The sequence below is a fragment of the Brevibacillus sp. genome (genome assembly GCF_003521185.1).
Taxonomy (GTDB): Bacteria; Bacillota; Bacilli; order Brevibacillales; family Brevibacillaceae; genus Brevibacillus; species Brevibacillus parabrevis.
In genome coordinates, this window is the sequence record NZ_DOTK01000005.1 from 94152 (window position 1) to 107998 (window position 13847).

The window sequence follows — 13847 nt, forward strand, 5'->3', positions numbered from 1 at the left end:
GTTGAGATTACTCGATTTTGAAGGATTCTTTATTTATATCATTCCCTCAATTCTTTACTACCACTTTTTACTACTTAACAGTCTATGGATCAAAAATTAATTTGTCAGGAAGACAGGAAATAAAAATTCATGAAGCAACCTGAGCTCAGCATTCGTCGAACTCAGGTTGCTTCATGTTTACAGATGCCATCATCCATCGCAAGCTACAGGCGTCACTTGTCGAACTGACGAACTAATGCCCCACCATCCAAGGCCGCTTGCTCCCGTGCTGGCGAGCAGGTGCGTGCTGCCCGTGGGCATGTCCGTGGCCGCATCCCGCTCCGTGATGTCCATGCGACTCTTTTTGCACCACTTTCGGTTCCACGCCGCGCTCGATTCTTTGCCGCAGTGCTTGTGGCGTAAAAATCAGTCCCGGAGCGGAATACAGCCGCTTTGACTGCTTTTGGCATTCCGGGCAGTCGACGCACTCGGTCACTTCGCTTATTTTCAACCATTGGATAAACGGGCCGCATTGTTCGCACAAATAGTCGTATCTCGGCATCGTCTCTGCTCCTTTTTCGGCAATTTTTCCGCTCGGTGGTCGCCTTTTACCTCGGCAAAATATCGCGGTCGAAGATGCTGGTCGGGATCGAAATCGTGCAGCAAGCGTTCGGAATGTCGACGATTCCGGCGATCCGTCCCTCCACTGGCGCGGTTCCCAGCAGCATGTACGCCTGCTCGCCCGTAAAGCCCATCACGGTTTTCAAATACTCAATCGCGTTCAGGCAAGCGTTGCGATAGGCGACATGCGCGTCCATGTACAATTGCTGTCCGGTCGTCTCGTGTACGGAAATTCCTTCAAACACGAGGTATTCCGTAAAGTGCGGCTCTACCGGGCCTGGCTTGAACACCGGATTGTTGATGATGTTGTACTTCGCCATGCCCCCCTTGATCACGTCGACATGCAAGTCGAGCCAGCCCGCCATCTCGATGCCGCCGCAAAACGTAATTTCTCCATCCCCTTGCGAAAAGTGCAGGTCGCCCATGGACAGCTTCGCGCCTTCCACATAGACAGGGAAGTAAATTCTCGTCCCTTTGGACAAGTTCTTGATATCGCAGTTGCCGCCGTGCTCGCGGGGAGGCACGGTACGAGCCGCTTCCCGCGCAATTCGCTCAAACTCGGCTCCCTTCAAGCTGCCCAAAACAGCACTGTGCGGGGTGGGCAGATTCGCCAACGGCGGCACGCACTCCGGATCGGTCAAGACCAGATCGCGTTCTCTGCGGTTCCAGCGATCCAAAAGCTGATGAGACGGCGCCGTTCCAATCAGGCCGGGATGGAGAATCCCCGGAAATTTGACTCCCGGCAAGTGGCGGGAAGAGGTGTAGATGCCGTGAAAATCCCAGATCGATTTCGCGGCTGTCGGGTAGTGATCGACGAGGAAGCTGCCGCCATTCTCCCTGGCGAAAATGCCGTTGAAGCCCCATTCCGATTGCGGCAACGCTCCAATATCCAAAATATCGACGACCAAAAGATCGCCAGGCTGTGCTCCGTTGACCCAAATCGGCCCGCTCAGCACGTGCACGCGATTGAGATTGACGTCGCGTATATCTGACGGATCGTCGTTGTTGCTGATCTGTCCATCCGTCCAGTCTTTGCATTCGATGCGGAAAACCGCTCCGGGATTGACGGATACTGTCGCGGGAATGTCAGGATGCCATCGATTGTGTCCGGGTGTATCCTGTTCCTCCATCGGTTTGTTCAAGTCGACGCGAAATAATACTTCTGGCATGCTGCATCCTCCTTTATCTGCTGTAGAATGAGTGCTGCTCAGTGAAGGATGGAAGCAACATGCATGCCAATGACGGAAAATTCTTAAAAATTAACCATTCGCGATTCTTTTGCCTATATTTTCCTGTATACTAAGTGGAGAGCCTGTCGCAAAACAGGTCAGCTTGCGACTGCCCATGCTTGTTTTCCCCTGTTTTCTTTTCGTACACTTGTCCCACAATCGGACAGCCACAATCAACCATTTTACCAAGAAGGGATGCGAGTACCATTACTGAAGCCGGCGTGCTACTCTCGTTAATCGGAGCTTCATCCGTCATCGGGCGTTCGCATCATCGCGCTGTCTCTCACGCACTCTATCACCCTCCTGATTCCTTTTACCAGCACAGATTGCACCACCATTCACATGTGCAAACGATTCTTTTGTCATGCACGGCTCCTGCCTGCTCTTCCTCCGCCATGCCAGACAGCCTTTGCCCTATACACCGCTTACAGCGAATGGAAGAATGGCACAACCCTGCCTGCTCCAAAACACCGCTGCCGTTCTTGTTCACACCAGGTTCAAGCTTTTGCCCTGCCTCTCGTCCCAACACACCTTCTCAAGCAAGCAATCTGTCCGAGTCAGCTACTAGCTTGCATGTCGCGCAGCACACTGACACTGCCTCAAGCTTGTCCATCCATCCGCAGCCCGATTGGCGCCGCTTGCTCTTTCTATGGGGAGAAAAAAGCCGCGAGCCGATCCTTGCGCTGGATGCAGCCCGCACGGTCGTGTTCGCCTCCCGCACGGCTCGTGAGCAATGCGGTCTTCACACCGGAATGACGTTGGAAGAACAATGGTGGACTTCCTTGGAAAAAGACTGGAGCATCGAAGAACAGTCCTTGGAGGATGCTGCCGGGACGCGGCTTTATTTGTTGCGCACGCGAACCGCTCCCTTGCCTGCCCGCACAGAACCGCATGTTTTCCCGGCGATCGCCACGAACAGTCCGCTATACCGCAAGCAGTTGCAAACAGCGCGGATTGCCGCGGCTTCGCTTTCCCATACGCTGTTATTGGGCGAAACAGGTTGCGGCAAAGAAGTGTTAGCCAAAGCGATCCACGATTCCAGCCCACGCAAAGACGGACCGTTCATCGCGGTCAATATCGCTTCGCTCCCCAAAGATTTGCTGGCGAGCGAGCTGTTCGGCTATGCAGATGGTGCCTTTACGGGGGCAAAAAAGGGCGGGCAAATCGGAAAATTCGAAGCGGCAAACCACGGCACCTTGTTTCTCGATGAAATCGGAGAAATGACGCTTGAACATCAGGTGCTGCTGTTGCGCGTGCTGGAAGAGAAAAAAGTCACGCGGCTTGGCTCCCATACGGAAAAAGAGCTGGATGTGCGGATCATCGCCGCGACCAATCGACTTTTGGAGGAGGATGTGCGAAACGGGTTGTTCCGCGCTGACCTGTTCTATCGGTTAAACGTCCTGCCGATTCGCATCCCGCCGCTGCGCGAGCGAAAGGAAGACATCGCCGCTTTGGCAAAGGAGTTTCTCGGGCAACTGCACGAACAATACAAAGGCGGGCCAAACGCCCTTTGCGAAACGGCCCTGCTCGCCCTGCATCAGCACTCCTGGCCGGGCAATATCCGCGAGTTGCGAAATGTGATGGAACGCGCCTTTTTGCACGCCTTTTCCGAAGCAAGGATTTCCGTCCAACACCTGCCGCCAGAGTGGGCTTGGACGACCAGCACTGAGCAAGCACCCCAGGCAGACGATCCGTCTCCGTTGCTGCGGACGTTGGAGAAGCAAACCATTCTCCAGGCGATTCAGGATGCTCCTTCCATGAGCGCCGCAGCGAAAAAGCTCGGCATCGCCCGCAGCACCCTGTATCGAAAAATGGGCGAGCTGGGGATCGGACAGCTGAGCGATAGCCGAGCCTGAAAACGTCTTTTCCATACATGGCGCGCCCGCAAGCCTTAGCAAGATTCGGCCAGGGCGCGCTTGATTATGTCCCTCGCCTCTTGTGCCACCCGTGTATCGCCCGTGTCTTTTGCCTGCCTGTAAATCAACATCGGAATGTACACAGCCATCAGACGAGCCAACAGCTTCGTTTCCTCGTCCACTTCGCCGTATTCACGGAAAAAATCATCCCGCGCCTCTGGCGGCAAAAAGCTGTAGGCGATGTTCAGATCACAGCCGGGATGTCCGATGCACATGTCTCCCCAATCAATGATTCCTGCGATCTGCCCGTTTGGAGTCACCAGCATATTTTTGAAGTGCAAATCGCCATGCATGAACACTTCCTTCGGCTGTAGACGTTCCGCATTCAGGTCGTGCAAGTAATCCATAAGGAGCGATCGGTCGCTTTCCTCGAAAGGCAAGTGCGGATCAGCCAGCAGCTGGACCATTTTTGCTTTTCGAGCCGCAACATCCAGCAAGGCCCGGTGATCAGCAAGCACGCCGTTCTCTTTGGCAATTGCTACGGGGAAGGCATGCAGCCGCTTTAAAAATCGCGCCAGGAGCGGCCCGGATGACGCCCGTTGCTCGTCAGTCAGCCCTACTGGAAACTCTCCCTGCACATACACGTACCCCAAAAACGGCACGGGATACTCGGGCGTCCCTTCCCCGTAAAAAAGCGGCTTTGCATACGGGAGTGTTACGTACGGAGCAAGCTTGGGCAAAAGTCGGCCTTCTCGTCCGATCAGCTCCACGGCGAGTTTTCTGCGCGGGAAGCGAAAGACGTATTTTGCTCCAACCAGATAAACCGTATTGTCCCATCCGTCTCCCAGCCGCTTTACCCGCATGGACGAAAGCGCGGGAAACTGGCTGTAGATCAATGCTTGCGCCAGCTCCTGCGTGACGTCCCACTCCGCTTTCCACGGATTTGCCTGTGTCATTTTTCTCACCTCTTTTTTGGTTGAATAAACTGGCAACATGGCATCCCGCAGGCAAAATAGTCTCGCTTGCTGCTAATAGCCACGTGCCAAAGCTTTTCCATTATACGTCAGATGCGAGCGGCATTTGAGCTGTTTTTCCTGTAGATCGCCAGCGGGCTTCTCTCCGGCTGAAGGCAGGTGGAGCGATGGAACGGCGCGCGCGTTTTTTCTCCACCTTGTCTTTGGTTCAGCCTGGTTTTATGGACGATCTACGGGAGAGTGTGACTGTCGTTCTGACCCGCCTATTCCTCCCGGTTCATTCAAATAGCTTTAACGAGGCTGCGATTGTCTTATTTGCAATTTTTACCTTACCATTCTTTCAAACAACCTTCGGTGGCTACGCCTTTCCGTCTTGACCACCGATTCTGTCTCTCTCCCAGTTCTTTTAAGCAGCCGTTTAAAGCTATCCCTATCGCTTTGAGCACTTATTCTTCCCGCTTCGTTTCGATAGAAAGTCCGTCCACATGCTTGCGCGCCATCAGTTTGCGTTTTTTGCGGTTTTCTTTTGTTTCAAACACGATGTCCATGTCGTAATCGTCCGGGTACAGCTCCTTGCCCTCAATGTGCAAGGTGAGACGCTTTTGGTTGATTTTGAATTTCTGATTTTGAATCAGCACGCCCACGTTCCCTTTGCCATCCTCCACGGTGCACACGATACCCGTCCGGCCTAACGAAGACACGAAGACGCAATCCCCGATGGCAAAACGCTTTCTGCCGCTGGGCGCGGGGGGAGGGGAGTCTGCCTGTGACTCTTGCTTTGCTAGTTCTGTGCTGGCTGATCGAGCTGTGCTATCAGACCTTTTTTCGCTACTTGACCGTTCTCCGTCACCATGCCGCTCTCCGCTATCCAGTCGTTCTCCACCACCTGACCGCTCCGCGTTACCCAGCCGCTCTGAGCTACCCTGCCGTTCTGTACTACCCAGCCGCCCTGAGCTACCCTGCCGTTCTGTACTACCCAACCGTTCTGTACTACCCAACCACTCTATACTACCCTGCCGTTCCGATCTACCCAACCATTCTCCACTCCCAAACCGTCCCTCGCTACCCAACAACTCCGATTCTACCGCAACCACCTGTTCGGCAGAACCTATCTGCTCCACCAAAGCTCCCCCCAAGAAGCCTTGCCCTTGCCCTGCCTCCCTCTCCGCTTCCTTCTCCTCGACCCGACGAACAAAATCCTCCCCTCCTGCTTGCCCCACCTCGGAAGCCATCCCCGCTTGCGTCCGGGCAAAACCATGCTGGTTAATCTCTTGCGAACGCTCGATCATGGCTCGCGGAATCCCCAGCTTCATCGCGATTAAAAAGGCATAGCTGTGGCCCGCCTCGCCAATCCGCAAGCGATAGAGCGGCTGCAACGTCTCTTCGTCAAACTCCATGCGCGCATTTTGGAAGCCTGCGGTCGCACTTGCAAAATTTTTGATCTCGTTAAAATGAGTCGTCGCGATCACCGTTGCGCCCCGCTTGTGTAGCTCCTCCAAAATGGCAATCGACAAAGCCACCCCTTCCCCCGGATCGGTGCCGGAAGCCATCTCGTCAATCAGCACGAGAGTCGAATGATCGGTGACCTGCAAAATTTCGATGACGTTGCGAATGTGCGCGGAAAACGTACTCAACGCATGCTCGATGCTCTGCCCGTCGCCAATATCGACGACGATGTTGCGGAAAATGGCAAACTGGCTGCCTTCCTTCACAGGCACCAGCAAGCCCGATTGCACCATCGCGGTCAAAAGGCCGACCGTTTTGAGCGTCAACGTTTTTCCGCCCGTATTCGGCCCGGTAATGACCAGCGTTTGAAAGCTTTTGCCAATCTGAACATCGAGCGGAACCATCTGCCGCCCCATTAGCGGGTGACGCGCTTCCTTGACGTCAATCCGTCCCTGTTCATTCAACTCCACATTCACTGCGCCCAACGCCAAGGCGTACTTCGCTTTGGCGAACAAAAAGTCGTACATCCCGACTGTGTCCACGTTCACATGCAGCTCTTGCGAAAACTCTTCGGCCACTGCCGACAACTGCATCAGCACTTTCGTCACTTCCCGCGCCTCTTCTGCTTTCAGCGCGGACAGCTCGAACTGCACCGCTCCGATCTCCGCAGGCTCCATATAGACCGTTTGCCCGCTCGCCGATTCGTCCAGCACACTGCCTGCCACTTGTCGGCGATGCTCTTTTTTAATCGGCAGCACGTATCTTCCGTTGCGCATGCTGATCATGTTTTCTTGCAAAATCGAACGGTATTTGTTCATCAGCGTATCGAGCTGCCGTTTGAGCCGCTCTTCAAAGACGACGATTCGCTTGCGTGTTTTCAGCAAATCTTTGCTCGCCGTATCCACCACCTGACCGTGCCGGATGCACTGCTCGATTTCCGTCTTCAACCGACTCAGCGTGTACATCGTCGTCGCGTAAGAGCTGACACGCGGCGCCGCTTCCGCTTTGCTCGCCATGTACTTGGAAAGCTGGGCGCAGCTCACGAGAAACTGATGCAGATGGGAAAAGTCTTGTTCCGTGAACACATACCCCGTTCCCAGCAGGGACAAAATCATCTCCATTCCTTCCAGCGAAGGAACAGGAACGCTCGCCCCTTGCTGCAACAGCGCTTTGGCCTCGGCGGTTTCGTCCAGTTTTTTGCGCAGCACTTTGGCTGAATCGAGCGGCTGCAGCTGTTCGACGTGCTGCCTCCCGGCGTACGATACGGCGTACTCCATCAATGTTGCTTTGATTTTGTCGTATTCCAGTCGTTGCAATGCTTTTTCGTTCAAAGTAAATCGCTCCTTTTGCTTTTATCGTGTATGCCCCTCAACGAAAAAAAGGGCGGAGAATGAACAAACGTCATTCTCCGCCCTCTTTTTGGGTCCATCCCTACCGATGCGCACGCAAACCGTACCCTAACAAGACCGCCAGCCGCTTGATCAAAAAGCAGGCAAACGATCCAAAAAGGGAATAAAAAAACCGCGCTGAACACAGCACGGATTTGGGCGCAATGATAGGTTGAAAACCTGGAGCAGTGATGATATCCGTTGTTCTTAACTAATTCCAAGGCAGGAAATGGGCCAACGCAAATAAACTTTGCAAACAGCGCAAAATTTTGGTGGGATTACTCCTTGCCTTCGATATGGAATTGATCTAGTTAAGAACTACCGCCGACATCAACATCTCTCCCTTGATAAGGTTAGTTTCACTATAGCGCACCGTTCCGGCAGCCGTCAAGAATGACAGCGACCCATCGCTCTTGACTGGCTGTTTCGCTTCGCACTAGGAGCGCAGCCGCAAAAGCTTCGCGGCTTCCTCGTAGCGCTTCTGCCTTTCCCGGTCTTGCTCGGTAGGCACTGCAATCCGCGACAAGTCGAGATTGTCCTCGATGTCGCCCAGCTTCACCACTCGGGCAATCGGGTCTTCGCTGGCCCGCCTGATAAAGTCTGGATAGCTTTCGCCTTCGCGTCTGGTCAGGGCAATCACGGCTGAAACAATCGCTTGGGAAAAACCTGCTGCCCGCAAATCTTCCTCCGTGATCGCCGTGTCTTCCAAAACGTCGTGCAAAACCGCCGCGATTCGCGTCTCGTCCGTCGGCATTTTCAGCATGACCCGCAACGGATGCAGGATGTACGGGTGATTGCCTTTGTCGGTTTGGCCCGCATGCGCTTGAGCCGCAAGTGCAATTGCTTTTTCCACCGTTCCCATCTTCCTCGCCTCCTTGACACTAATAAGCCCTTGTCCTTCTATGAGCAGCGCTCCACCTCAGACCGCCTTTTTCTTCTGAGGGCAAACAGACACAGTCCGTACAACACAGAAGCTGCCACGCCCATGTAATACATAGGCGAACCTGCGCTAAAAAATACCCCGCCGACCTTCCAGAACAACAAGACGGTCACGCCTATTCCGGCTGCACCGTAAAGAGCCAGCTCCACGAAAACCACTCCGGCACTCCTGTTCAGACGCAGCAATCGCATCAACCGATCGATCACGAGGGAAGCAGGGATGCCACACGCAAAAACCAGCGGAAAGGTAATCATGGCTGTAGGCAACATCATGAAGCGATCGTGAAAAAAGATGAGTGCGGCGCCGAGCGTAAACAGGAAGCTGGTCATCACAGCGGCTATAAAACGGTCTGCCATGACGAAACATCCCCCCTTCCTATGCCTTGCCTGCTTCCGCCACTGCCAGATTTTCGCGCACAAACAAGTCCGGATACGCCAGCACAAGCCCCTGCTCATCGACCGTGATGTTTTCCACAAATGAACCCGCCCGATACTCAAAGACAGACGAACCCGCATCAGCCGAAAGCAGCGTATATTGCTGCCTCACTCGCCGCCAGGTCAACTCGTAAGCCGAAAAGTACACGACGTCAATCTCCTGCGGCACATGCGGGGCAAATGACAGCCTTCTGATCGGCAGCGTATTCGTAAACGGCGTGCAGGAAATGTCAATATCCACACAGCCCGCCAGTTCGGGGATTGGCTCACCTTCCGCATTTGTCCACTCCCCCTGCCCATCTGACAAAAGGCACAGTCCGTCTGTTTTTCCCAGGTGACGAATCGTTACTTTTCTCGTCGCCCACTTGCTATCCAGTTCAATGACATAGTGGGTTCTCACCCATTCGCCCTGTTCGTTCATCCCCATTACAAGGCTGTCAAAAATCAACCGCTCATTGCTCTCGCTAATTTCCAGATGCTCGAAGCCCAATCCGCTATGCGGCTTCCAAATCACATTAGCAGGCAGCATGCCTATACCCCCGATCACACGTTCTCATTTCTTTCCATCCCCAGTTTACCACGCATTGGATGGAATTGGAATCTAGCAAACACAATTGCGCCCAGCGCAGAATACGCTATTTTCACAAGCAGAAAAAGGAGAAGCCGCATGGAAAAGACTTCATCACCCTTGAGCGAAGCGCAGATGCTATCGATCATTCGCGATGGCCTGCCTCGGACAACACAACCGAAAAAGGTTTTGATCGCAGGCGCTGGCATCGCCGGTCTGGTAGCCGGCTCGCTGCTGAAACAAGCCGGGCATCATGTCACGATCGTGGAAGCCTCGGAACGAGTAGGAGGGAGAGTGCTTACGCTGCGCGCCCCTTTTACAGACGGGCACTACGTGGAAGCAGGAGCGATGCGCATTCCGAACACTCACTTGTTGACGATGGCGTATATAGCCAAATTCGGCCTGCCACTCAACGAGTTCATCAACAGTACGCCGAACGATCTCATTTACGTAAACGGGATCAAAACACGCCGCCGTCTGTACGAGCAAAATCCTGATCTGTTGCACTTTCCCGTCGCTCCGCACGAAAAAGGCAAGTCAGCCGATGCCCTTGCCCTCATGGCCATCCGGCCGCTTATCGATTTCATCAAAAAACATCCCGCCAAGCATTGGCCCATCGTCATCAAGGAATACGACCGCTACTCGATGGAATACTTTTTGCGCCACAATCCGATCAGCACGTCGCTCTCAGCCGCTGCCGTCGACAAAATCAAAGTGATGAGCGGCTTCGAAGGATTCCCGGAGCTGTCTTTTCTGGAGATTTTCCGCGATTTCATCCTGTTCGATACGCCCACCCGCTTTTATGAGATCACGGGTGGATTCGACTTGCTTCCCCAATCGTTTGCCCCCTCCCTGAACGAACGTATCCGCTTCCATCACAAAGTGGACCGAATCAGCCAAAAAGGGCAGCAAATCGCCTTTTCCGGGGTGGACACCGCCACACGAACGCCGTTTGAGCTGACAGGCGACATCGCGATTATTACGATTCCGTTTCCGGTCCTGCAATTTATCGACGTCGAGCCGTCGAACCTGTTTTCTTTTGGCAAATGGAAAGCCATCCACCAGTTGCACTACGTCTCGTCGACGAAGATCGCCTTGCAATTTTCCCGCCGCTTTTGGGAAGAGGCTGGTCTGTACGGCGGGCAAGCGATCTCAGACCTGCCTTTGCGCTTTTCCTACTTTCCAAGCCATGGATTTGACCAGTCTGGCGGAGTCGTTCTGGCGAGCTACACGTGGGAAGACGATGCGCTCCCCTGGCTTTGTCTGTCCCATGACGAAAAAATTTGGCAAGCGCTGCGCCAGCTTGCGGTCCTGTTCGGCGAGCAAGTCTACAAGACGTTTGTGACCGGAGTTACCCATCATTGGCTGCTGCAACCTTACGCGGGTGGCGGCTTCGCCCTGTTCAAGCCGTTTCAGGAGACGGAGCTGTCGGCAGCCTTGACCTCGATGGAAGGACCGATCATTTTCGCCGGAGAGCATACTTCGCCCGCTTATCACGGCTGGATTCAAGGCGCGATCGAGTCGGGAGTGCGCGCGGCTGTGCAGGGACATCACTCGCGCATCGGCTTTTTCTAAATGTCTGAGACGAAAAGCTCGATCAGACCATTTCCTTCTGCCGTTCATCCACCTGCACTCGCACACTGCCCGTCAAAAGCTTTTGCATCAGCTCTTTTTTGATCGCGATGAGCTGTGTTTGTTTGGCCTTTTCCATCGCAAGCTTTGCGAGCACGCTTTTGATCCCGGCCACGATTTTGTGCTGTTCGGTGAGGTTCGGCAAAGGAATCAGGAGCGTCTCCACCCGTTTCAGACCGAGCTTGGGCACTCCCGTCACGCCTTTTAACGCGGCAATCTGTTTCTGGCAAAGCTCCGAGCCAAGGGCAAACATCAAAAAATCAAGGTCGATCCGGTCGGAGGTCGGGGTGATCTTGGCCGCATTTTCTGTCAAAAGAGCGCCGTCCAGACAGTCGGGAACACGGCCCGCCACTCCGAGGTAAATGCCCGCGATCGACAAGTACATATCTTGCTTGGAGATCGTGTAGCGCTTGATTTTGCCGTAAATTTCTTCGCTCACGTATTTGAGCTGTTTTTGGCTCACGGTATAATCGCGAAAATCGGACACGCGGATGTACGGATACGGAGTCTGCTCTTCCAGCAGGCTGTAGCCTTTGGGCACTCTTTTCCCGCCCTTGACTCTGGCAATCTCCTGGAGCTTGACCAGCGACCAGTCCGCCGGGATCGTTCCCAACTCGGTTTGCCGGAAAGAAGTGTGACCGATTCCACGCGTAAACAGCTGCTGCATCAGCCCTCTTTTCACGACCTCGACTTGTTCGATCATCGCTTCTGTCTTCTCGATCACCCCATCTACTGCGGCGAGAATGGAGGCGATTTTTTGCTGTTCAGCCAACGGCGGATACCAAACCGGAATGGATTCAAGCTGCTTCGTGCTGATATTGAGCTGGGCCACGCCAGCCGCCATCGTCCACACTTGATCGCGAAACCACTTGGAGGTCACCACGTATTTCAAATATTCGCTGTGCAGCAACGAGCTGTCTTTTATTTGCAACCTGCCCACCCGCTGGTTCAATAGCGCGGGGAGGTCGGTCGCTTTGACCTCGGCAAAGTTTTCGATACTGCCTGACATGCCGAGCAGCAGATCACCCGGTTTCAGCAAATACGCCGAGTGCCCAGCCAGAGCAGTCTCGTCCATACATTTGGCCTGTGTCAAGTCCAGGCGGCCGTTCTTCATGTTGCTCATCCGCACGACGGGAACCCCTTCGTCCACGAACGCAGCGGAGGGGAAAGGATAACCGCCCTGGACATGCACAGCCCAGCCGAGCGGCCCTTTTTTCCACTCAGGCATCATATCCCAACTCCTTTAAAAAGCCGAGCATTCTGCCCTCGATCTCGCTGCGTTCTTCCTCCAACCTGCGCAGTTTGACAAGCGCTGCCCCCACATCAATCTGCGCCTCCTGCTCGGACGAGTCGATGTAGCGTGCCAAATTCAAATTATAGTCATTTGCCTGAATTTCGCTGTCGTGGACCAACCTGCAATACTTTTCGATGTCCACCCCGCGTTCGTAGGCAGACACGATGCTCTCCACGTCGGAATCGCGCAAAAAGTTTTGGTTTTTTCCTTCGTGATAGCCCCCGGTGGCATTCAGGAAAAAGACATGCTGCCTTTTCGCCGCTTCTTTGTTCTTGTTCAACAGCAAAATGCAAGCCGGGATTCCCGTGCCGTAAAACAAATTCGGCGGAAGGGCGATCACCGCTTCCACCAGGTCTTCTGCCAAAAGTCCTTTGCGGATGGCCGCTTCTGCACCGCTGCGAAACAACACCCCGTTTGGCACCACGACGCCTGCCTTGCCGTTTGGGTTGAGCGTTGCGACCATGTGCTGGACGAAGGCGAGATCGCCTTTGTCTTTGGGCGGTATCCCGAAGCGAAAGCGGGACAGTTTATCTGCCTTCGCTTCTTCCTGCCCCCAGTTGCTCAGGCTAAACGGCGGGTTGGCGATCACCCGGTCGTATAAAATCAGCTCTCCGTCTGCAAGCAGCTTCGGCTCGCGAATCGTATCGCCTTTTTCAATCCGGTGGTCGCACAAGCCATGCAACAGCAAATTCATCTTGCCAATCGCCCACGTCTTCAGATTGCGCTCTTGTCCATGCAGCGCGATACGGCGCGGATTGCCGCCTTTTGCCCGGATGTAGTCGGCCGTTTGAATCAGCATCCCGCCAGACCCTGCCGTCGGGTCACACACGCGCATGCCTTCCTCCGGTTTGATCAGCTTGACGATCAACTCTACCACTTTGCTCGGCGTGTAAAACTCTCCGCCCTTTTTTCCCGCATCGTCTGCAAACTGTCTGATCAAATATTCGTACGCCCGTCCCAGCATATCCGGCTCGGTCAGACTGGCGTTTCCTAAAGAAATCGCAGAAAAGTGCTTGATCAGCTGCTGCAACAGCCGGTCGGGCAAACGTTCGGAATCGTTGTAATCGATCGTCGCCAGCACCCCGGAAAGCGTGGCGTTTTCCTGTTCCAATGCCGCCAGCGCTTCGTTGATTGCCTCGCCGATTCCTTCCGTCACGCTCTGGATTCGCTGCCAGCGAGAGCTTGCCGGAACGACAAACTGGTGAGCGTCACGCTCTGCCTGCCGCGCCTCCTCGCCTGTTGTTGGCGCAATATGCACCTGGCTTTCCTCAAACACATCGTTCAGGCGTTTCAGAAAAAGCAGTCCGAAAATATAGTTTTTATAGTCAGCGGAGTCGATGCTTCCGCGCAAAATATTGGCTGACTCCCACAGGTGAGACTCCAGTTGCGATAGCGTTAGTTTGGACATGCTGACCTCCCGATTTACCATAAAGAACCACTATTCATTCATAGTGGTTCCCTGTCCTCGCATGAGCATAAAAGGGAT

The 13847-nt window shown here is 54.2% G+C and carries 10 protein-coding genes and 2 pseudogenes; 2 read left to right on the top strand and 10 right to left on the bottom strand.

Annotated features, from left to right (window positions below):
• Positions 1-232: 232 nt before the first annotated feature.
• A complete protein-coding gene (locus DEP07_RS01200; RefSeq protein WP_287101982.1) occupies positions 233-541 on the bottom strand; it encodes an FmdB family zinc ribbon protein in 309 nt (102 codons plus the stop codon).
• 46 nt (positions 542-587) lie between these two features.
• Positions 588-1769 (bottom strand): formamidase, encoded by a 1182-nt coding sequence (gene fmdA / locus DEP07_RS01205; RefSeq protein ID WP_287101983.1) that lies wholly within the window; start codon positions 1767-1769, stop codon positions 588-590.
• A 629-nt stretch (positions 1770-2398) separates the two neighbouring features.
• Between fmdA and DEP07_RS01210 the strand changes: the two genes are divergently transcribed.
• Positions 2399-3685 (top strand): sigma-54 interaction domain-containing protein, encoded by a 1287-nt coding sequence (locus DEP07_RS01210; RefSeq protein WP_229049708.1) that lies wholly within the window; start codon positions 2399-2401, stop codon positions 3683-3685.
• Positions 3686-3720: 35 nt separating this feature from the next.
• On the opposite strand, the gene DEP07_RS01215 is transcribed toward DEP07_RS01210, so the two are convergent.
• The 6 genes and pseudogenes from DEP07_RS01215 to DEP07_RS01235 form a co-directional block, all read right to left on the bottom strand.
• The gene (locus tag DEP07_RS01215) at positions 3721-4641 is read right to left on the bottom strand and encodes a phosphotransferase (RefSeq protein WP_173596976.1); all 921 of its coding nucleotides are present in this window, start codon (positions 4639-4641) and stop codon (positions 3721-3723) included.
• A gap of 464 nt (positions 4642-5105) precedes the next feature.
• Positions 5106-5393: pseudogene (locus DEP07_RS27785) on the bottom strand (endonuclease MutS2); the annotation flags it as partial.
• Between the two features lie 515 nt (positions 5394-5908).
• Positions 5909-7436, bottom strand: a pseudogene (locus DEP07_RS01220) (endonuclease MutS2); the annotation flags it as partial.
• 493 nt (positions 7437-7929) lie between these two features.
• On the bottom strand, positions 7930-8355 hold the full coding sequence (locus DEP07_RS01225; RefSeq protein ID WP_122964883.1) for an HD domain-containing protein: 426 nt from the start codon (positions 8353-8355) through the stop codon (positions 7930-7932).
• 38 nt (positions 8356-8393) lie between these two features.
• On the bottom strand, positions 8394-8789 hold the full coding sequence (locus DEP07_RS01230) for a hypothetical protein (protein ID WP_242775113.1): 396 nt from the start codon (positions 8787-8789) through the stop codon (positions 8394-8396).
• Between the two features lie 19 nt (positions 8790-8808).
• Complete coding sequence (locus tag DEP07_RS01235; protein WP_173599845.1) at positions 8809-9396, bottom strand: putative glycolipid-binding domain-containing protein; 588 nt, start codon at positions 9394-9396, stop codon at positions 8809-8811.
• A gap of 138 nt (positions 9397-9534) precedes the next feature.
• On the opposite strand from DEP07_RS01235, the gene DEP07_RS01240 reads away from it, so the two are divergent.
• Entirely contained in the window at positions 9535-11010 is a 1476-nt protein-coding gene (locus DEP07_RS01240; protein WP_217022991.1) for a flavin monoamine oxidase family protein, read from the top strand.
• A 22-nt stretch (positions 11011-11032) separates the two neighbouring features.
• Here the strand turns inward: DEP07_RS01240 and DEP07_RS01245 are convergent, their stop codons facing one another.
• Together DEP07_RS01245 and DEP07_RS01250 are read right to left on the bottom strand one after the other, a co-directional pair.
• Positions 11033-12298: a restriction endonuclease subunit S gene (locus DEP07_RS01245; protein WP_229049709.1), complete on the bottom strand. Its 1266-nt coding sequence runs from the start codon at positions 12296-12298 to the stop codon at positions 11033-11035.
• The gene (locus tag DEP07_RS01250) at positions 12288-13769 is read right to left on the bottom strand and encodes a type I restriction-modification system subunit M (RefSeq protein WP_287101985.1); all 1482 of its coding nucleotides are present in this window, start codon (positions 13767-13769) and stop codon (positions 12288-12290) included. The genes DEP07_RS01245 and DEP07_RS01250 overlap by 11 nt, the downstream gene beginning before the upstream one ends.
• Between the last annotated feature and the right edge of the window lie 78 nt (positions 13770-13847).